Raw genomic sequence first — 20,408 nt, 5'->3', positions numbered from 1 at the left:
CGGCGAGGCTCAACGGTGGATCTGATCCTCACCGCCGTCGTCGAGATGGCCCAGCCGTTTCGCATGCTGATGCTGGTGACCGGCGTTTTCGTCGGCCTCGTCGTCGGCGTTGTCCCGGGCATTGGCGGGCTGTTCGCGATGGCCCTGCTCATCCCGATGACCTACAACATGGACGCCTATGCCGCCTTCGCGCTCCTGCTCGGTATGGGATCGGTCAATACCACCTCCGATACGATCCCGGCCATCCTGTTTGGGGTTCCGGGCTCGGTCGGAGCGGCGGCGACGGTGCTCGACGGCCATGCCTTGGCCAAGAAAGGCGAAGCCGCGCGCGCCTTCGGCGCCTCCTATTCGGCGTCGATGATTGGCGGCGTGTTCGGCGCTCTGGTGCTTGCCGCGGCTATTCCCATCATGCGACCGCTTGTCCTCTATCTAAAGACGCCGGACTTCTTCGCCATCTGCGCCTTCGGGCTCTCCATCGTCGCGATGCTGGCCGGGAGCCAGCCGCTGAAGGGGCTGGCCGCGGCCATGTTCGGCATGCTCGCCTCGTTTGTCGGTATCGATAAGATCGCCGGCATCGACCGGTGGACCTTTGGTGAAATCTATCTCTGGGACGGTCTGCCGGTGGCCCTGGTGTTTCTCGGCCTGTTCGGCCTCCCGGAGCTGGCTTCGCTCCTGTTGCGAGGTTCCATCCAGGGCAATGCGGAGCGACCGACTTATGCGGGCATGTGGCAAGGCATCAGGGACACGCTGCGGGAGTGGCCGCTGGTGCTGCGATGCAGCAGCATCGGTTCGCTGCTGGGCGCAGTTCCCGGTGTCGGCATCGCGGTGCTGGACTGGATCGCCTATGGCCATGCGTCACGGCGGCCTGGCTCGGGACCGAAATTCGGCGAAGGCAATGTCAGGGGCGTCATCGCGCCCGAGAGCGCCAACAATGCCAAGGAAGGCGGCTCGCTCATCCCGACCATCGCCTTCGGCGTGCCGGGTTCGGCCTCGATGAGCATCCTGCTCGGCGCCTTTGTCGTCCATGGGCTCGTTCCCGGCCCCGACATGCTGGGCAAGAATGCCGCGCTCACCATGTCGATGGTGTTCAGCATCGCCGTGGCAAATATCGTAGGCGCGGTGACCTGCCTTGTGCTGACCCGGCCTCTGGCGCGCGTCGCGCAGGTTCCGGCCGCCATACTGGTGCCGCTGGTGGTCACCTTCATCGTGGTTGGTGCATACCAGACCAATATGAGCGCCTTCGATTTCGCGCTGGTCATCGGCGTCGGCGCCGTCGGCATGGCGATGAAGGAACTCAACTGGCCGCGCTCGGCCTTTTCATTGGGATTCGTGCTCGGCCCGAGCCTCGAGAACTATTTCTTTCTCGCCTATCAGATTTCCGGCTGGTCGTGGCTTGCCCAGCCGCTGGTGCTCATCCTGCTTGGACTGGCCGTGGTCGGTCTCGTCAGGCAGACGCTGTCGTGGATCAGGGCCAGAAATCCCGGCGGGCCGCTGCCCCCCGCGCTGCCCGACATTGTCGCAGGTGCCACCATGACATTGCTGGCGTTCGCGGCGTTGGTGACGGCTGTGACCGGCTTTCCCTTCGAGGCCGCCATTTTCCCGGTCATCACGGCTGGATTCCTGATGGTGTTTTCGCTGGTGACCACAGTGCAGGCGTCGCTGCGATGGCGCAGGCGGGCCACGCCTGTCCTATCCGCGCCTGCCGCGATACCAGGCGAATGGTCTCCGGTTTCGGAACCCACCATGAAAGGCAATCTCGCGATCATCGGCCTTTGCCTGGCCCTCGCCTTTCTCATCCTGTTGGTCGGTCACCTGGCAGCGACCTTCATCTTCGTTGCCGGCAGCATCACGGTGCTTGGGACGAAGTCGAGGCGGTCATCCCTGGTGATCGCTGCCGCCGCGACGGCCTTCGTCTATTCGGTCTTCGACATGCTGGCATCCCAGCCCTGGCCGACTCCGTGGCTCACAGGCATTAGCGGAATTTTCTAAGAACCCTTATGCGGCGCCAGCGTTTCGACCAGTTGGCGGCGTAGCAGCTTGCCGTTGCCGCTGTAAGGCAACGAGGCGACCAGCCTGATCTCGCGCGGCCGCCGGTCGGGCGCGATGTTGGTGCGCATGAAAGCCTGGAATTCCTCGACGGTTCCGCGGTCGGAGACGATGAAGGCGGCGATTTCCTGCCCCATGGTCTCATCTGGAAAGCCGGCCACGGCGACGTCCTGCACCTTGGCATGGGTGCGGATCAGTTTTTCAAGCTCCTGCGGCGCGACACTGACGCCGCCGCGAACGATCATATCGGCCTCCCGATCGACGATCGTGATAAATCCGTCGGCGTCCAGAAATCCGATATCACCGGGGATGCCCCAGTCGGAGCTCATGATCTGCGGATCGACGAACAGGCGGTTGCCGGGCATCAGGACCGCGGATGCCATGGTCGGCGTCCATGCCTTGATCAGCCCGCGCTCACCTTGCGGCAACACGCGGCCATCGGCACCGAGGATTTCGACCTGTGCGCCGGCGACCGGACGGCCGGCGCTTTCGGGCTTTGCCAGAATATCCTCACCCCATAGCGAGGATATGATGCCGGTAAGGCTCGATGAGTAGCTTATCCGGTATCCAGATGAGAGATAGCGGTAGGCAGCGATCTTGTCTTCGCCTCTGGCCGGTCCGCCTACGCTGTAGAGAACGGAAAGTTGGGGAAGCAGGTGGGTTGCGCGTTCGCCCACCTCCTTGACCATCCGGGCAATGACTGATGGCGCCAGCGCCGTGCCGCTTGCCTGGAACGAGAGCAGCGCCTCGATGAGCTCCGAGGGGGTGAACAAGGGAGGAAAGAACCGAACGATTCCCCCGTAAAGCAGATAGCCGAAGACCTGGTGACGCATTGCCGAGTATGACAGGGCCATCGGCGTCAGGGAATCGTTTGGCGGTTCCCTCCACCACGCCGCGGCGCGCCGCGATGCGCCTGGCGAGTGCCTCATGCGACTGGGTGTAGGCCTTTGGATCGCCCGTCGTGCCGGACGAAAAGATCAAAAAGGCCGGGGCGGCATCGCTCGCCGGGGGGCGGATGTCGGATCCCGGCGCCGAAGCCGATTTCCAGCCAGCCTCGAAAAGGGCGTTCGGATAGACCTCATCGCCCGGCATGGCGCGGCTTTCAAAAACCATTCTCAGATCGAAGTCGCGGGCCTGCCTGGCTCGCTGACTCCTGGGCGTTCGAAAGTCGACGACAACAGGGGTCGCGCCGATTTTCCAGCAGGCGAGGATCGAAAGGATCACGTCGATGTTGTCGAGCATGGCGAGGCCGACGCGGTCGCCCGGTCGGATGCCCGATGCGCCGAAATTGGCTGCAAGATGTCCGCTCTGCGTCAGGGCCTGGGAATAGGTGATATCAGACCGGCCGCTGACCATCGCGACCTTGTCGCCATGGGCAGCGAAGGCCTCCAGTATCTGCCAACCAAAACTCATTGACGATGCGGGTTTTCGCGTGGGGCCTCGCTTCGGGCGGAGAGGAACGTCAAGATCTCCGCGTCGATCGCGTCCATGTTGGCCTTGCGGAATTTGTTGTGCGTACCCGGCATGACGACCGTTTTCACGCTGGCCTCGTTAGACGCCCAGCCCTTGTAGTCCTTCACGGTGGTGGCTCCCCATTCGGAACTGGCGAGGATGAGGATGTCGCAGGGGTAGGACGAGGGCACAAAACCGGCTGCGGCCTGCAGCAGCGCGCTCTTGTATGCCTTCTTGCGCAGATGGCGCCCCAGGCGTGTCTGTCCGAGACCGACCGCCTTCAGCGTGTCTCGCAACAGGCGCCAGTAGACCACCTTGCGCACGATATCGCGCCGCCTCCTCTCGGTGAGGCGATCGTCGGGCATCGGCTTCAGCCAGGCCGAACCTGGCGATGGCGGATCAATGAGCACGATTGCCGGCCGCTTGCCCGTTGCCTCATGGCTCAGCCGGCCGACCTCGATCGCGAGCAGGCCACCCACGCATATGCCGCCGATGACTTCGGGGTGCCTGCCTGTTACCGAGGTGAAGGCTTCAAAATAGTTGGTGCCAATTTCGGCCATGGTGGAATAGGGCGTCTCGCCGAGTTCCGTGCCCATGCCGCGCACCGCCATGATCGCGTATTTCTCTTTCAGACGCCTGCTGAAGCGATTGGCGAACAAGGCCGAGCCGGTGATGCCGTGGATCATCGCGATCGGCTCCTGGCCGACGCTGCCGGACACCGGCACGATCAGCTCACGGGCCGGATGCTCCGGCACCAGCGATGCGATCAACCGGCCGAATTCCCGCGGTGTCTGCGCTTCGAGCAGGACGGAAGTCTGCAATCTCACGCCGAACCGCTTCTGCACGGCAAGCACTAGAGTCTCCGCCATCAGCGAATCGCCGCCGAGATCGAAGAAATTGTCGTCGAAGCCGACGGCCGGCACCTTCAATTCCGCGGCGAAGATGCCGGCAATCGCATGGGCCGGTCCATCGCCCGGCGGTGGCACAGGTCTAACCCGTTGTTGGACGTTCATCGGAAAAGCCCCTAACCGACGGATGTTCACTGCTAACGCTTTTACGCAGGGTGAGAGCCCCTAACAAGTGTCCTGTGCGCCGCGCGTCGAGCCGCCGCTGGCGTGCTTGTCTCGCCACGGCAACGCGGAAAGTCGCGATTTGCCGGCTCCGCAACGGCCTTTTGTCCAGTTGTGTAAGTGTTGCAAAAGCACGCAGATTTGGACATTAGTCTTGACAGAAATACAGATGTTCAATACCCGTCAGGCAATTGAACAAGCCTGCATTATGGGAGGAATGAGCGGTATGGCGTCCAATGTTTCGTTGACGGGCCTTGCCCGCGATCTCGAGGAACGCGGCAAATCGGGCAAGCCGATCCGGATCGGGCTGATCGGCTCGGGCGAAATGGGAACCGACATCGTCACCCGCGTCGCCCATATGTCGGGCATAGAGATCGGCGCGATCTCCGAGCTGAACCTGCCCGCCGCCAGCAAGGCGGTGGATATCGCCTTCCAGGAAACCGGCCATGCGCGCGAGGTATCGAACGCCTCGGCAATGACGGCCGCCATGGAAGCCGGCAAGGTGGCGGTGACAAACGACGCCAGCCTGGTCATCAACAACGATCTTATCGACGTCGTCATCGATGCCACCGGCGTTCCCGCCGTCGGCGCCGAAATCGGCTTGCGCGCCATGGAGCACGGCAAGCATCTGGTGATGATGAATGTCGAGGCCGACGTCACCATCGGCGCCTATCTCAAGAGCGAGGCCGACCGGCTCGGCGTCACCTATTCGCTCGGCGCCGGCGACGAGCCGTCCTCCTGCATGGAACTGATCGAATTCGTCTCGGCGATGGGCCACCCGATCGTCGCCGCCGGCAAGGGCAAGAACAATCCGCTCAACATCGATGCCACGCCGCCCGCCTATGAGGAGGAGGCCATGCGCCGGCACATGAATGTCCGCATGCTGGTGGAGTTCGTCGACGGCTCCAAGACCATGGTCGAGATGGCGGCGATCGCCAACGCCACCGGGCTGGTGCCCGACAAGGCCGGCATGCATGGCCCGGCCGCGACGCTCGGCGAATTGAACAAGGTGCTGGTGCCGCAGAAGGATGGCGGCGTGCTGTCGAGGGTCGGCGTCGTCGACTATTCGATCGGCAAGGGTGTCGCGCCCGGTGTCTTCGTCGTCGCCGACATGTCGCATCCGCGCATTTCGGAGCGCATGGAAGATTTGAAGATGGGCAAGGGCCCGTACTTCACGTTCCATCGTCCCTATCACCTGACCTCGCTCGAAGTGCCGCTGACCTGCGCCCGCGTCGTGCTCTACGGCAAGGCCGACATGGTGCCGCTGGCCAAGCCGGTAGCCGAAGTGGCCGCCGTCGCCAAGAAGGACATGCAGCCCGGCGAGAAGCTCGATGCGATCGGCGAATATTGCTACCGCGCCTGGATCATGACTGCACCGGAAGCGCATGCCGCGAGGGCCATTCCCTGCGGCCTGCTGCAGGGCGGGTCGGTTACGGCGCCGATCAAGAAGGGTGAGCTCATCACCTACGCCAATGCCGCCCCGGCAGCGGGCTCCAAGATCGCCGAACTGCGCGCCCGTCAGGACAAGCTCGTCTACGGAACCGTGGAGGCGTAACCATGGCCGGAGCCAGCAAAGCCGTCGCGGACAGCCGCGCCAACCTGCCCTTCGTCTATCGCCAGTACAGCGCCGAGCAGCTGAAGCAGGTGCTCTACAAGATGTACCTGATCCGCCGCTTCGAGGAGGGCGCGGAAGAAAGCTACACGCGCGGCCTCATCCACGGCACCATGCATCTGTCGATCGGCCAGGAGGCGAGCGCCATGGGCATCTGCATGCCGCTTGGCGAGGACGACCAGATCACCTCGACCCATCGCGGCCACGGCCACTGCATCGCCAAGGGCGCCGAGGTGAAGCGCATGTTCGCGGAATTCTTCGGCAAGACCACCGGCTATTGCAAGGGCCGCGGCGGTTCGATGCACATCGCCGATGTCGCCAAGGGAAATCTCGGCGCCAATGGCATTGTCGGCGGCGGCATTCCGATCGCCGTCGGCGCCGCGCTCTCCGCCAAGATGATGAAGACCGGCAAGGTTGTCGTCTCCTTCTTCGGCGACGGAGCCAACAATGAAGGCGCCTTCCACGAGGCGCTCAACATGGCGGCGGTCTGGAAACTGCCCGTTATTTTCGTCTGCGAGAACAATGGCTACGGCATGTCGACGTCGACTGCCCGGTCCACCGCGGTCAAGAACATCGCCGACCGCGCCGCCGCCTATTCGATGCCGGGCGTCATCGTCAACGGCAACATCTTCTCCGAGGTCGCCGAGGCTTCGTACAAGGCGGTCGAGCGGGCACGGGCGGGTGAGGGGCCGACGCTGATCGAGTCCAAGACCTATCGCCATCGCGGCCATTCCAAGAGCGACCGCAACCGCTACCGGACCAAGGAAGAAATAGAGGACTGGATGTCGAACCGCGATCCGATCACGCTGTTCGAGAACGAATTGCGGGAATTCGGATTCATCGACGACAAGGGCATCGAAGCCATCCGCGAGGTGGTGGCGCGGGAGATCGCCGACGGCATCGAGTTCGCCAAGGCGAGCCCGTCGCCTGACGTCAGCGAGACCGGCAATTACGTGTATACGGAGCAGGCGTGATGGACGCGATGGTGCGTGAACTGAGCTACGCCCAGGCGATCCAGGAAGCCATGGCGATCGCCATGGACATGGACGAGCGCGTCTTCCTGATGGGCGAGGACATCGGCGTCTATGGCGGCGCCTTCCAGGTGACCGGCGACCTCGTCGATCGTTACGGCGCGGACCGGGTGCTGGACACGCCGATTTCCGAACTGGGCGGTGCGGGGGTCGCTGTCGGCGCCGCGCTGACCGGCATGCGGCCGATCTTCGAATTCCAGTTCTCCGATTTCGCCACGCTGGCGATGGAGCAGATCGTCAACCAGGCTGCCAAGATGCGCTTCATGCTGGGCGGCGAGGTTTCGGTGCCCGTCGTGATGCGCTTTCCCGCCGGCTCCGGTACCGGTGCCGCCGCGCAGCACAGCCAGAGCCTGGAAGCTTGGCTTGGCCACGTGCCGGGCCTGAAGGTTATCCAGCCGGCGACGCCCCATGATGCCAAGGGCATGCTTCTGGCTGCGGTCGCCGATCCCGATCCGGTGATGATCTTCGAGCACAAGCTACTCTACAAGATGAAGGGCCCGGTGCCCGAAGGCTATTACACCGTGCCGATCGGCAAGGCAGATATCCGCCGCGAGGGCCGTGATCTCACCATCGTCGCCACCTCGATCATGGTGCAGAAGGCGCTCGACGCCGCTGCCGCGCTGGAGGCCGAAGGCATCGACGTCGAAGTCGTGGACCTCCGGACCATCCGGCCGATGGACAAGCAGACCGTTATCGACAGCGTCAAGAAGACCTCGCGGCTGATATGCGTCTATGAAGCGGTCAAGACGCTGGGCATCGGCGCCGAGGTCAGCGCCATGATCGCCGAAAGCGAGGCGTTCGACTATCTCGATGCGCCGATCGTGCGGCTGGGCGGTGCGGAAACGCCGATCCCCTACAATCCGGAGCTGGAAAAAGCGACGGTGCCGCAGGTTCCAGACATCGTCACCGCCGCGCGCGACCTCGTCAAAGGGGTTCGCTGATCCATGCCGACCGAAGTCATTCTTCCCAAGGTCGACATGGATATGGCGACCGGACAGATTTCGCGCTGGTTCGCCGAGGAAGGCGCCACGGTCAAGAAGGGCGACGTGCTGTTCGAGATCGAGACCGACAAGGCCGCGATGGAGATCGACGCTCCGGCCAGCGGTGTGTTGCGCGACGTGACCGGCAAGGAAGGAGTCGATATCGCGGTCGGATCGGCGGTGGCTTGGATTTATGCTGACGGCGAGGCTTATAAGGACAAGGCGCCAATCTCACCCCTTGAGGGGGAGATGTCGACGAAGTCGACAGAGGGGGTTGCCTCAGAAGGCACCGCCCTCGCGCTGAGTCCGGTCGAACCGACCCCACCCGACCGGCCCTTGGCCGGCCACCCTCCCCTCGAGGGGGAGGGGAAAACCCGCGCTACACCCTTGGCGCGTCGATTGGCTCGTGAAGCAGGACTGAATCTCTCCGGCATATCAGGGACAGGCCCACATGGCCGCGTCGTAAAGGCGGATATCGATGCGGTACTCTCCTCCCTCCCCGAGAGGGGGGTGTCCGCGAAGCGGACGGAGGGGGTCGCCTCAGGAGGCACCGCTTTTGCGCCGAGCCCCGTCGAAGCGACCCCACCCGACCGGCCTTCGGCCGGCCACCCTCCCCTCAAGGGAGAAGGGGACGTGCTGAAACTGTTCGAGGAAGGCTCCTACGAACTCGTCCCGCACGACAATATGCGCAAGACCATCGCGCGGCGCCTGGTCGAAGCAAAAACCACCATCCCGCATTTCTATCTGACGCTCGACTGCGAACTCGACGCGCTGCTGGCTTTACGCACTCAGCTCAATGCCGCGGCACCGGTGAAAAAGACCGACAAGGGTGAGGCGCCCGTCTACAAGCTGTCGGTCAACGACATGGTCATCAAGGCGATGGCGATGGCCTTGAAGGCGGTGCCGGATGCCAATGCCTCATGGACCGAGAGCGCCATGGTCAAGCACAGGCATGCCGATGTCGGCGTCGCCGTTTCGATCCCCGGTGGCCTGATCACGCCGATCATCCGGCATGCCGATGAAAAGACGCTGTCGGTCATCTCTAACGAGATGAAGGACCTGGCCAGCCGCGCCCGCAGCCGCAAGCTGAAGCCGGAAGAATATCAAGGCGGCACGACCGCCGTCTCCAATCTCGGCATGTTCGGCATCAAGGACTTTGCCGCCGTCATCAACCCGCCGCATGCGACGATCCTGGCGGTCGGCGCGGGCGAGGAGCGGGCGGTGGTCAAGAATGATGAGATCAGAATAGCGACCGTGATGTCGGTGACGCTGTCGACCGACCATCGTGCGGTTGACGGCGCGCTGGGGGCCGAACTGCTGGTCGCCTTCAAGAAGCTGATCGAGAATCCGATGGGCATGCTGGTCTAGGCTCCTGCAGTAAGCCGGCGCCAATGATGCGCCGGCTTATGATGAAACGACTTGTCAGGCTCCGAACCTTGACCCATGTTCTCTGGTGATCGCGACCAAGGGAGGCCAACATGCCTGCATTCGACCCGTCTGACGTCAAAACCTTGTTCGGCAGGGTCATGGGCGCGTCGCCTTCCGACATCAAGCTGGTGGCGCAGCGCCTGCACGATCATGCTTTCGAGCCACGCATGTCGGCGGAAGAGACAAGGCAGCTTGTCGTCAGCCTCGGTTATGACAGCCTCGATGCGTTCTGCAGTGATATCGGCCTGCCCGCGCATATCGCCGAGCGCTGGAGCCGTTTTGGCGTTTCGGGCGAGATGAAGCAGGTGTTCACCCTGCTGGCGGGGCAGCGCAGACGCGTGGCCGAAGCGATCGCCGAATTCGAATCCATGACCCATGTCGGCGTCGAGGATTTTTTGCGCGAGCGCGGGTTGATTTAAACCCAGGCATCTCAGCCGGCCTTGGCTAGCAGCGCCATAGCGGTGTCGCTGTCGGTGATCAGCACATTGGTGTTGACAGCCTTGAGCGCGGCGAGGATTGCCGCCACCTTGCGCTTTCCGCCGGCGGCCAGCACGACATTCGGCACATGGGCGACAACATCGAGGTCGATCGCCATGACGCGCCGGTTGACTTCGTGATCGACGAGCCTGCCGGCGGCATCGACGAAATAGCATAGCATGTTGGCGACCGCGCCTTTTGCCTTCAAGGGTGTAATCAGCGATGACGGCACGATGCCATGCCGGAAGATGGTGGCATCGGGCGACATGTCGCCGACGGTGAGCAATGCGATGTCGGCCGCCGCGGCGCGCCGGCGCACATCCTGCAGCGTCGGCTGCGCCCACAGGAGATCGCGCAGCGAGGGGTCGTCCACCATCACCGGCGCCGTGATCTGATAGCTGTCCACCTCGAACACATCGGCGACCTTGGCGGCCACGATCGACGGGTTGATCCATTGCGAATGCGGCAGGCTGCCGACAAGCGCCACCACCGAGGCGCGCTTCAAGTGCCGGCGGGCGAGGAAACCCAGGCTGGCGTGCAGCGTGGCGCCACCGCCGATCGCCAGCGTCATGCTATCCTGCATCTGCTCGCCGAGATAGGCCGCCACGGCGTGGCCGATGGCCTTCTCCAGATGGTCGTGAACCGAAGGTGTCGGGATGACGACGGCGGCGTTGAGGCCCCAGCGTTTTTCCAGTTCCCGCTCAAGCGCCACCTGTTCGGCTGTCGGCGCGTTGATCATGGTAACGACGATGCCCTCGGCGGTACAGGCGGCCAGCGTACGCATGACCTTCACCCTGGAGACATCGAGCTTTTCGGCGATCTGCTCCTGCGTGAAGCCCTCGACATAATAGAGCCATGCCGTCTTGACGCTGAGGTCCGACGAGACCATCGGCAGGCGAGCCGGTGCGGGCTTTTGCGTGGGCATGGATGTCGTCCCTCATGTGTCATGGCCGACGGTTGTCCTCATCCGGGCAAGGCCGCTCTTACGTCAATCGGATGCCGGGTTCGCGGCAGGCCGATTATCGCACAGCTGTGATCATTTGTAATTGACATCGTACATATGAACATATTTTGTTGGTTTCACGCGCTGTGTCATCCACCAGTCATATGCGCCGTGCAGGGAGGAAGAGACGGGGTGCTGGCCAGGGGCCAGACCGGTCATGCACAGACAAGACAGGAGGTCTCATGAAGACGCTATTCATCCAGCTGCTGGCCAGCCAGCTGGCGCTCGCGGCAACTTTGTTTGCCGGCGTGGCAAATGCCGAAACACTGACGCTCTACACATCCCAGCCCGAGGCAGACGCAGCCAAGACCGTGGATGCCTTCAAGAAGGCACAGCCCGGCATCGACGTCACCATCTATCGCTCCGGAACCAGCGACATCCTGACCAAGATGGCGGCCGAGTTCGCCGCAGGCAGCCCGCAGCCCGACGTGCTGCTGATCGCCGACGCGGTGTCGATGGAACTGCTGAAGAAGGACGACCGGCTGCTGGCCTATCCCGAGGCCAAGCTCGACGGCATCGAGGCGGATGCCTATGACGCCGACAAGACTTATTTCGGCAGCAAGCTGATCACTACCGGCATCGTCTACAACACCGCTGCCGCCGAAAAGCCGCAGCATTGGGCGGACCTCGCCAAGCCGGCCTATGCCGATGGCCTGGTCATGCCGAGCCCGCTCTATTCCGGTGCCGCCGCCTACCTGCTTTCGGGCTTCGCCGGCGACAGCAATTATGGCTGGGATTTCTTCCAGAAGCTGAAGACCAACAACACCGTCAGCGTCCGCGGCAATGGCGCGGTGCTGAAGTCGGTGGCGTCGGGCGAGAAGCCCTATGGCATCCTCGTCGATTTCATGGCGATGAACGCCAAGAAGAAGGGTTCGCCTGTCGAATTCGTGTTCCCCTCGGAGGGCGTGCCCGCCGTGACCGAACCGGTGGCCATCATGAAGACCGCCAAGAACGTCGACGGTGCGAAAAAATTCGTCGACTTCATTCTGTCCGATGAAGGCCAGAAGCTGGCGCTGTCGATGGGTTACCTGCCGGCACGCGCCTCGGTCGGTCGTCCCGACTGGCTGCCGGAAGGCGTCAAGGTCAAGGTGATGCCGTTCGACACCAAGGCGATCGTCGCCGAGACCGACGCCGACAAGGCGAAGTTCCAGGACCTGTTCGGCGGCTGAGCCGTCGATCCCCGCGAGATGCCGTCTCGACGGCATCTCGTCAGTTCCGGTGAGCCCGGCCGCCCCGCTGACCGATCCCAGGAAACGCAATCATGCCGACACGTATCAGGGAGAGCCGGGGCCAGGAAATGGTCCTGACGGCGGTGGTGGCCGTCGTCATCGTCCTGCTTTCGCTGCTGCCCATGCTGCGCCTCGTCAAGGAGATCGTGGCACCCGGCGGTGTCTTGTCGACGGTGGCCGTGGAGGCCGGGCTGAGAAGCCCGGCAACCTGGATCGCGACATGGCATACACTGGTCGTCGGCATCGGCGGCACTCTTCTGGCGGTGCTGTCGGGAACGCTGGTGGCCGTGCTTGTCTCGCTGACCGACATACGCGGCCGAAGCGCCCTGGTGCTCTGCTACGTCATGCCGCTGATGATCGCGCCGCAGGTGACGGCGCTGGCCTGGCTGCAACTGTTCGGCCCTGCCAGCCCATTCCTCAAGCTTTTCGGAGCGGCGCCGCCGCTCGGCACGAAAAACCCGCTCTACTCGACCTCGGGCATCATCCTGCTGCTTGGCGTCCAATACGGGCCGCTGGTCTTCCTGCTGGTGCGTGCAGGCCTGCGCAAGCTGCCGCGCGAACTGGTCGAGGCGGCGCGCGCCGGCGGTGCGAATTGGTTCACCGTGCTGATCACCATCGTGCTGCCCTTGATGACGCCGTCGATCATGGCGGCGGCCGCGCTTGCCTTCGTCTCCTGCGTCGGCAATTTCGGCATTCCGGCCTTTCTCGGCATCCCCGCCAACTACCTGGTGCTGCCGACGCTCATCTATCAGAAGCTGGCCGGCGGGGGCCCGGCGGTACTCGGCGAGACCGCGTTCCTGTCGGTGCTGATCGGCATCATCGCCATGGCCGGCATCCTTGCCCAGGAGGTGATGAGCCGCCGCCGCGACTACCGCATCTCCTCGACATCGCTGCCGGCCCAACCTTATGAACTGGGCCGCTGGCGGCCGGTCGTCCAGGCCGGCATGTGGCTGCTCATCGTGCTGGTGCTGGTCCTGCCGCTGTTCGGGCTGGTGCTGACGTCGCTGGTGCCGGGCTACGGCATCGCGCTCACCGCCAAGACGGCGACGCTCGACAATTACCGTTTCGTGCTGTTCGAGCATGATGCCGCCAGCCGCGCCTTCTTCAACAGTTTCTGGCTGTCGATCGCTGCCGCTTTCTTCGCGGTCCTCGTCGCCGTGCCGATCGGCTATCTCATCGCTTGGGGCAAGCAGCGCTGGGTGCGGCTGCTCAATCTTTCAGTCGAACTGCCGTATGCCTTGCCCGGCGTGGTGCTGGCGATCGCCTCGCTGCTCTTGTTCCTGCGCCCCATCCCGCTGACCGGCGTCCAGCTCTACAACACCGTCTGGATCATCCTCTATGCCTATCTCGCCCGCTTCCTAGTGCTGGCCTTGCGGCCGACCATCAGCGGCTATCACCAGATCGATCGGGCACTCGAAGAAGCCGCACAAGTTGCGGGCGCCGGCCTGTTCACGCGCATGCGCACCATCGTCTTTCCGCTGGTCGCGCCGGCGGCGATCGCCGGCGGCCTGCTGATCTTCATGACGGCCCTCAGCGAACTCACCGTCTCGGCGCTGCTGTGGTCGTCGGGCTCGGAGACCATCGGCGTTGTCATGTTTTCCTTCGAGCAGGGCGGCGATTCCAACTACGCGGCGGCGATGTCGGTCATCACGGTCGCGGTCACCTTCGTGCTGATGCTGGTGACCAACCTGCTTGCCCCTCATCTTCCGAGCGGAGTTCTGCCATGGCGCGATTGACCCTGGACCATGTGACCAAGAGCTTCGCCGAGTTCGATGCGGTCAAGGACGTTTCGATCGATGTCGCTGACGGCGAATTTCTGGCGGTGCTCGGCCCCTCCGGCTGTGGCAAGACGACATTGCTGCGGCTGGTCGCCGGTTTCGAAAAGGTGACCTCGGGCGAAATCCGCATCGGCAGCGATGTCGTGTCGAACAGCGGCGGCAGCGTCGCGCCGGAAAAGCGGCGCGTCGGCATCGTCTTCCAGAATTACGCGCTGTGGCCGCATATGAGCGTCGCCGAGAATATCGGCTATGCGCTGAAGGTGGCCAAGCTCGACAAGGCGGTTGCGCGCCAAAAAGTGGAAGACGCGCTTGCCCTTGTCAATCTTCAGGGTCTGGGCGAGCGCCGGCCCGCCAATCTTTCCGGCGGCCAGCGCCAGCGGGTGGCCTTGGCGCGGTGCCTGGTGGCGACACCTTCGCTGGTGCTGTTCGACGAGCCACTCGCCAATCTCGACGTCCATCTCAGGGCCTCGATGGAGGACGAGTTCGCCGCCTTCCACAAGCGCACCGGCACGACCATCGTCTACATAACCCATGACCAGGCCGAGGCGATGGCGCTGGCCGACCGCATCGCGGTGATGGACCATGGACGCTTGGCGCAGCTCGCCACTCCGCGTGAACTCTATCATAAGCCGGCAAATGAAATGGTGGCCTCCTTCATTTCGCAAGGCATTCTGCTTCCGGCGGACGTGTTGGCCAGCGAGGACAACGGCCATTGCAAGGTCCGGGTTCTCGGAACCGAGCTGGTGGTCCGTTGCCGGCCTGGCGAGCGGCCGCGCGCCGGCGCCAAGATCTGCTGCCGCTCCGCCGATATCGAGCTTTCGGCCGATGCCTCGGGCTTCGATGGTCTCGTCAAGCGGGCGATCTACCAGGGCGGAGCGGCGCGGATTGAATTCGCGCCGACCGCTGGTCCCGACCTCACCTTGCATTTCGAGCAACCCGATCCGGTTGTGCTGGAGAACGGGGCGCAAGCGCGCCTGCGCATAAAATCCGGCTGGCTGATCCCGGCGGCGGGGACAGCCTCGTGATGATACTGGACCTTGCCGGCGGCTTCGGAGAAAAGGGCCGCACCAGCCTCGCCGTCAACAGCGGCGACGATCGCATCCTGCTCGATGTCGGCATCAAGGTCGGCGCTTCCGGGGCGGAATACTATCCAGCGCTCAACGGGTCGAGCGACGACATCGATGCTGTTTTTGTTTCGCATGCCCATGAGGATCATGTCGGCGCGCTGAGCTGGCTGTTGTCGCGGGGCTATAGCGGCCCGATCTTCATGACGGCCGAGACCCGTGCCGAGGCGCCGGCCACGCTTGCCGCCTATGCCGAGCCGGAGGATTTCAGGCGATTTCCCTTGCCTGAAAACCGCATCGAACTCTTCGAACCAGGCGACACACTGACAAGCGGCAATTTCGTAGTCAGCACGGGACGTTCAGGTCATGTCGTCGGCGGGGTCTGGTTCGCCGTCGACGACGGGACAAGCCGCATCGCCTATTCGGCCGATGTGGTGCCTGACAGCAATGTGTTCGTCATGGACACGATCCCGCATTGCGATCTCCTGGTCCTCGATGCCTCCTACGGGGCGGATCCCATGCCGGGGGCTGCCCGGGCGCAGGAAATTTCCGAATGGGTGGCGCGGCATCCGCAGGGATGCCTCTTGCCGACGCCGCTGTCTGGCCGATCGCTGGAACTGATCGCGGCCTTGCCGGGGCCGTTCGCCGTCCATGCCGGCATGCGTTCGTCGCTGGAAGCGCAGATCGGCGCGACCGCGTCCCTGTTGCCGGGCATTTCCGAGCTTTTGCTTGCCCGCCTGCGGAACGCGGCCGACTGGAGCGATGCCGACCCGCTGCCATTACTGCCATTGCTGGCCGATGACGGCATGGGCGAGGCTGGCCCGTCGTCGCGCCTTTTGCCTCGCGCCGACGATGCCGGGTTTCCGGTGTTGCTCACCGGGCATCTGCCTTTGGGCTCTCCGGCCGATCTCATGCACAAGGCCGGCCGGGCGGACTGGATACGCATGCCCACCCACCCGACACTGTCGGGCAATGTCGGCATCTGGGAGAAGGCGGGACGCCCCAGGGCGCTGGGCCATTCCTGCGCGCCCGATCTTCTTGGCGAGTTGAAAAGCCATATTCCGTCCTTGCTCACGCAATGCCGTACGGGGCAACGCATCACGGTGGGGCAAGGAAGCGCATCATGAGAATCCTGATCTGCAACGATGACGGCATCGAAGCGCCGGGTCTTGCCCGTCTGGTCAATGCCGCCCTCGGGTTGAGCGACGATGTCTGGGTGGTCGCGCCGGACGGCAAGCGCACCGCCGCCGGCTCGTCGCTGACCATCGCCAGGCCGCTGACGATGCGGCGCGTCAAGCCGAACTGGTATTCGTGCTCGGGCACGCCAGCCGATTGCGTGGTGAGCGCCATGACGTGGCTATTCGCTGATGAACCGAAGCCTGACCTCGTATTGTCGGGCATCAATGACGGCCGCAACGTCGCCGAGGATATCGCCTATTCCGGCACGCTGGGTATTGCCCGCGAAGCGAGTTTCTGGGGCGTACCGGCGATCGGCTTTTCGCGCGTGAAAAATCCTGACTTCGGCGTTGCCGACGACGAATGGCTTGGCAAGCTGCTCGCCTCGCTCTGGCAATCGCGCGCCGAGTGGGCGACAGAGGGCCATTGGCTGAGCGTCAACCTGCCGACCGCGCTGCCGGCCGAAATTCGCCAGCCGCGCATCGGCCGCGACAAGATTGGCCGCACGGCCGAGGTGGTGGAAAGCGCCGGGGATCGTACGATCATCACGGTGCCGCGTGGCCGAGCCCATGCAAGCGAACTGGGGGATGAAAACGCTGCTATCGATGCGGGTTTCGTCAGCATCAACCGGCTGAACTGGTTTGGGGAAACGCGGCTGGACGACGGATTTCTGGACGGAATCCCACGCTGGCGGCAAAGCTAGCCGATCTCCTGCGCGGCATCCTCCAGATCACCAAGCTGTCAGCGGCTAAATGGCGTCAATCCGGTGCTTATGCTTAAAGCCGCCGCTATTTCATTCCACATCGGAAGAGATGAAGGATGAGACACGCGAATGGCGCCGGAATCTGCTGTGGGCCTTGGCCGCATCGCTGGTCCTGCATGCGCTTGTCGCATCGTTCTTCATCTACGGCCTGTCAAAAGCCTCACAAGAGCCCCAGCAGGAGCAACCGATAAGCGTCGCGCTCTTGCCTCCGCCCGACAAGCCAAAACCGCAGCCGCTCAAAGCCGAGAAACCGCCGGAACCGAAGGCTGAGAAGCCCCCAGAGCAGAAGGTTGAAAAGCCACCCGAACAGCCGCGCAAACAACCTGATGACACCGCTTTGAAGCGCGTTTTTCAGTATGGCGACAAAGATACCGGACCGAAGAAATCCCTGGATGGGGGGGCGGCCAAGGACAATGCGCCGTCGCCTGCAAAGGATGAGGCCTCGAAGCCTCCGGTCGTGCCCAAGTCCGCCGAGAACAAGCCTGCAGCGACGGCAAACGCGGAGCAGCGGCCGGATGCGAGCAAAGCCGATGAGAATCCGCCAACCGAGCCGACCGTCGCCAAGCCCACGCCGAGCGAGGAAAAGCAGGTCACGGAAGACGCTGATAAACAGCAGGCTGCGCCAAAAGCTTCCGATCAGCAAGCAGCCGTAGAGCCAAAGCCGTCGCCAGCCGAGAGCGACGCCAAGACCGGGGCCGCGACCGAAAAGCCCAAGGCCAAAGTCGTCAAGACGATGAAGTTCAAGTCTGAAAAAGCCCTGAAGTCCCGGGCCGGAAAAGCCACCGCCTCAAATTCCACGAACGACGCAGGTGCTGGATCACCAATGTATTCCGGTCTTCCGGGGGTTCGGAAACTCTACTCGCAGGGCGCTACCGGCGACGCGTTGGCCACGAGTTCCATGAGCGGCGTACCTCGCAGTCAGCGCGTTGCGACCCTTTGCGCCAACGTGCTGGACCAGGAGCTGCAGGGTGCCGACTATTCTCCCAAATGGCTGCCGACGATTCCGCTGAAAGCCGGCAATGTTCTCGACCGCCCCGAAGCGGCCTTCAGCACGACAACCACATGGTACCAACTGAGCTTCCGATGCGAGGTGGATACCGATGCGACCAGGGTCCTGTCGTTCGGCTTCCGTGTCGGCTCCGAGATTCCACGCAGCGAATGGCCGCCAAACCATCCTCTTTAGTCTCTGCCACTTAGGCTGGCACACCAAGTCCAGCCAATTGCCGGCTAACTTCATGCCAGTCGGCGCAGACGAGATCGGCACCGGCCGCCGTCAGCCGTGCGGCATGCTCGGCATAAGTATGACCGCCGCCGGTATAGCCGATCGCCGTCATGCCGGCGGCGACCGCGCCCTGGATGCCGAAAGGCGAATCCTCGATGACGATGCAGTCGGCTGGTTTGGCGCCCATCCTGGCAGCCGCGAAAAGGAAGATGTCCGGCGCCGGCTTGCCGTTCTTGACCATCGAGGAACTGTAGATCGCATCGCCGAAGAAGCGTGCCAATCCGGTCACCGCCAGGCTGTGGTTTATACGCTCGATGGAGGACGAGGAGGCAACGCAGCGGTCGCCGGCAAGCGTTTCCAGAAACGAGCCTATTCCAGGCGTTGGCTTCAACTCTTCGGTGAAAAGCACCTTGGTCTCGGCCCAGATATCGCCGTCGGCCGACGCGGGAAACTGATGGCCGGTCAACTCCTTGATCCTGACGATGATGTCGGCCTGTTTCATGCCGACGCACTGGGCGATGATGCCGCCGTGAACGCCCGGCATGCCATGCTTATCGTAGACACGTTCATAGGCCTTGGCGGCCAGTGGCTCGCTGTCGACGAGAACGCCGTCGCAATCGAAAATGATCAGTCTTGACGGCGCCACGCGTTTCTCCCGGCCTCTGTCAGAATTCGCACATCGCTATCGACAAAAAGTCAAATGTTCAATAGCGGGCGCGCTCGGCCTCGTGGATAGGGGGTAATAGAGGCCAATTCAAAGCTGGCGCAAGACGTCGCTGGCGCGGGAGGACCCCAGCGCCCGCTGCATGGCCTGCCGCGACTGTGCGCGATCGGGCGTGATCCAGTTCGGTTCCGCCCCCAGGAAGCGGTCGAGGAAAGCCACGGCATAGGCCGGCATTTCGGTGACGTTCTCGCGATAGGACCACCAGGTGCGCAGGTCGTCGGCGCATTTGTCGATACTGGGCGCCGAGCCAAACTCCTGCTCGTAGATCGCCGAAATCACCGAGACACAGTAGTTGGTGTAGAGAAAGCCTTCCGGCCAGAAACGGATGATGTCCAGCGTGCCGGCATTCTGATCCGTTTCGATGAGCTGGGTGAGGCCGGAGATTTCCCTTGCCGGCGCCTGTTTTATCAGTTCGCGCAGCACGAGGCCGGCGGCAAAGACGATGAAATCGGCGCGGTCGATCGCGGCAAAGCGCTTCTGCGCTTCCATGACCTCGACCCAGTCGAGAAAAGCCCGGGTCAGCTTCGCCTCGTCGATTTCGAAGCGTACGCCGAATGTGTCCGAGACCACCTTGGCGCTGCCGCGGAAGGTGGCGCGGAACCAGCGCAACTGCCGCAGCCGGTGGCGCAGGTCGGGCATGAGGGCCAGTTCATCCCTGAAGGGCAGTTCCATTTCCTGTATCCCGTTTCCCCCAGGTTAGCACAATCGTGCCCCCGCCGTAATCGCGCGGCGGCCCTGTGGATGACCGTGGTTGAGGTCAATATCATACATATTGACATTCGCGGAAACAAATGTTCTCACTTTGCTGTTGTCGCGCGCCGGTCCAAGGTGCGCCTCGACTGAGGCTTCGGGAGGAGAACCGAATGGCGATTTGGCAGTGGGGACTGCTTCTGCTGGTTATTGTGTGGGCGTTGCAGTCGCTCGGCGTCTGGCTGCAGATGCGGCACTATTCGGATGTCTTCCGGGGCGTCACCAACCAGTACAAGGACGGCTTCGTCGGAGCCGGCAATTTTCGCGGCCGATTTGCCAAGGGAACGATCGCGCTGGTCGTGGTTACGCCCGACTTGATCGTGCGCCGAATGATGGTGATGAGCGGCCGTTCCGTGTTCACCAAATTCAAGCGACATGAAGAATTCGAGGGCGTTCCCCTCGATCGACTCCGGTCCAACCCTGCGATCATGGGGGAGGGGGAACCCGGTGTGGCCGAGGCCGTGAAGCGGGCGATCGAACAGATCGACAAAGCACGGTCGGAGCCGGGGAAGAAGCCGGGTTTGGCCGGCTTGAATGTAGCAAGGGCATAGAGGAGGCCGTGCGCCGACTGGGATCAACCGGCGGGCCGGCATAAGGAGGAGA

18 protein-coding genes and 1 pseudogene are annotated in these 20,408 nt (G+C 63.3%); 13 read left to right on the top strand and 6 right to left on the bottom strand.

Annotated elements, in window-relative coordinates:
- Positions 1–15 precede the first annotated feature (15 nt).
- A complete protein-coding gene (locus FJ954_RS21075) occupies positions 16–1,989 on the top strand; it encodes a tripartite tricarboxylate transporter permease (RefSeq protein WP_140662919.1) in 1,974 nt (657 codons plus the stop codon).
- Here the strand turns inward: FJ954_RS21075 and FJ954_RS32285 are convergent.
- From FJ954_RS32285 to FJ954_RS21065, 3 genes and pseudogenes are all read right to left on the bottom strand, one after another.
- Positions 1,986–2,900 (bottom strand): fatty acid--CoA ligase family protein, encoded by a 915-nt coding sequence (locus tag FJ954_RS32285; RefSeq protein ID WP_281407732.1) that lies wholly within the window; start codon positions 2,898–2,900, stop codon positions 1,986–1,988. The genes FJ954_RS21075 and FJ954_RS32285 overlap by 4 nt on opposite strands.
- 106 nt (positions 2,901–3,006) lie before the next feature.
- Positions 3,007–3,402, bottom strand: a pseudogene (locus FJ954_RS32280) (class I adenylate-forming enzyme family protein); the annotation flags it as partial.
- Positions 3,403–3,455: 53 nt separating this feature from the next.
- Positions 3,456–4,511, bottom strand: coding sequence for an acyl carrier protein (locus FJ954_RS21065; RefSeq protein WP_140616771.1), 1,056 nt, complete (start codon positions 4,509–4,511; stop codon positions 3,456–3,458).
- 283 nt (positions 4,512–4,794) lie between these two features.
- Here FJ954_RS21065 and FJ954_RS21060 point away from each other — a divergent pair, with 283 nt between their 5' ends.
- The 5 genes from FJ954_RS21060 to FJ954_RS21040 all read left to right on the top strand — a co-directional run bounded on the left by FJ954_RS21060 (position 4,795) and on the right by FJ954_RS21040 (position 10,038).
- Positions 4,795–6,123, top strand: coding sequence for an NAD(P)H-dependent oxidoreductase (locus FJ954_RS21060; protein WP_140662917.1), 1,329 nt, complete (start codon positions 4,795–4,797; stop codon positions 6,121–6,123).
- Between the two features lie 2 nt (positions 6,124–6,125).
- Positions 6,126–7,154, top strand: coding sequence for a thiamine pyrophosphate-dependent dehydrogenase E1 component subunit alpha (locus FJ954_RS21055; protein WP_140616772.1), 1,029 nt, complete (start codon positions 6,126–6,128; stop codon positions 7,152–7,154).
- Positions 7,154–8,152: an alpha-ketoacid dehydrogenase subunit beta gene (locus FJ954_RS21050; RefSeq protein ID WP_015315455.1), complete on the top strand. Its 999-nt coding sequence runs from the start codon at positions 7,154–7,156 to the stop codon at positions 8,150–8,152. The genes FJ954_RS21055 and FJ954_RS21050 overlap by 1 nt, the downstream gene beginning before the upstream one ends.
- A gap of 3 nt (positions 8,153–8,155) precedes the next feature.
- A complete protein-coding gene (locus tag FJ954_RS21045) occupies positions 8,156–9,559 on the top strand; it encodes a pyruvate dehydrogenase complex dihydrolipoamide acetyltransferase (protein WP_140662915.1) in 1,404 nt (467 codons plus the stop codon).
- A 110-nt stretch (positions 9,560–9,669) separates the two neighbouring features.
- A complete protein-coding gene (locus FJ954_RS21040) occupies positions 9,670–10,038 on the top strand; it encodes a hypothetical protein (RefSeq protein WP_015315457.1) in 369 nt (122 codons plus the stop codon).
- Positions 10,039–10,049: 11 nt separating this feature from the next.
- On the opposite strand, the gene FJ954_RS21035 is transcribed toward FJ954_RS21040, so the two are convergent.
- Complete coding sequence (locus FJ954_RS21035) at positions 10,050–11,021, bottom strand: sugar-binding domain-containing protein (RefSeq protein ID WP_140662913.1); 972 nt, start codon at positions 11,019–11,021, stop codon at positions 10,050–10,052.
- Between the two features lie 260 nt (positions 11,022–11,281).
- Between FJ954_RS21035 and FJ954_RS21030 the strand changes: the two genes are divergently transcribed.
- From FJ954_RS21030 to FJ954_RS21005, 6 genes are all read left to right on the top strand, one after another.
- Positions 11,282–12,268 (top strand): ABC transporter substrate-binding protein, encoded by a 987-nt coding sequence (locus FJ954_RS21030; protein ID WP_015315459.1) that lies wholly within the window; start codon positions 11,282–11,284, stop codon positions 12,266–12,268.
- A 92-nt stretch (positions 12,269–12,360) separates the two neighbouring features.
- On the top strand, positions 12,361–14,064 hold the full coding sequence (locus tag FJ954_RS21025; protein ID WP_140662911.1) for an iron ABC transporter permease: 1,704 nt from the start codon (positions 12,361–12,363) through the stop codon (positions 14,062–14,064).
- Entirely contained in the window at positions 14,052–15,131 is a 1,080-nt protein-coding gene (locus FJ954_RS21020) for an ABC transporter ATP-binding protein (RefSeq protein WP_140662909.1), read from the top strand. The genes FJ954_RS21025 and FJ954_RS21020 overlap by 13 nt, the downstream gene beginning before the upstream one ends.
- Positions 15,131–16,297, top strand: coding sequence for an MBL fold metallo-hydrolase (locus tag FJ954_RS21015; protein WP_140663022.1), 1,167 nt, complete (start codon positions 15,131–15,133; stop codon positions 16,295–16,297). The genes FJ954_RS21020 and FJ954_RS21015 overlap by 1 nt, the downstream gene beginning before the upstream one ends.
- Positions 16,294–17,049 (top strand): 5'/3'-nucleotidase SurE, encoded by a 756-nt coding sequence (locus tag FJ954_RS21010; protein ID WP_140662908.1) that lies wholly within the window; start codon positions 16,294–16,296, stop codon positions 17,047–17,049. Before FJ954_RS21015 ends, FJ954_RS21010 begins: the two co-directional genes overlap by 4 nt.
- Before the next feature lie 109 nt (positions 17,050–17,158).
- Positions 17,159–18,292 (top strand): DUF930 domain-containing protein, encoded by a 1,134-nt coding sequence (locus FJ954_RS21005; protein WP_140662906.1) that lies wholly within the window; start codon positions 17,159–17,161, stop codon positions 18,290–18,292.
- A 10-nt stretch (positions 18,293–18,302) separates the two neighbouring features.
- On the opposite strand, the gene FJ954_RS21000 is transcribed toward FJ954_RS21005, so the two are convergent.
- The gene (locus FJ954_RS21000) at positions 18,303–18,977 is read right to left on the bottom strand and encodes an HAD family phosphatase (RefSeq protein ID WP_140616779.1); all 675 of its coding nucleotides are present in this window, start codon (positions 18,975–18,977) and stop codon (positions 18,303–18,305) included.
- 108 nt (positions 18,978–19,085) lie between these two features.
- Positions 19,086–19,727 (bottom strand): hypothetical protein, encoded by a 642-nt coding sequence (locus FJ954_RS20995; protein ID WP_140616780.1) that lies wholly within the window; start codon positions 19,725–19,727, stop codon positions 19,086–19,088.
- A gap of 191 nt (positions 19,728–19,918) precedes the next feature.
- On the opposite strand from FJ954_RS20995, the gene FJ954_RS20990 reads away from it, so the two are divergent.
- The gene (locus FJ954_RS20990) at positions 19,919–20,356 is read left to right on the top strand and encodes a transcriptional regulator GutM (protein WP_140662905.1); all 438 of its coding nucleotides are present in this window, start codon (positions 19,919–19,921) and stop codon (positions 20,354–20,356) included.
- Positions 20,357–20,408 lie beyond the last annotated feature (52 nt).

It is taken from the genome of Mesorhizobium sp. B2-3-15 (assembly GCF_006442875.1).
Taxonomy (GTDB): Bacteria; Pseudomonadota; Alphaproteobacteria; order Rhizobiales; family Rhizobiaceae; genus Mesorhizobium; species Mesorhizobium australicum.
The sequence above is the reverse complement of the archived record's forward strand: the minus strand, read 5'-3'. Positions and strand labels throughout refer to the sequence as shown.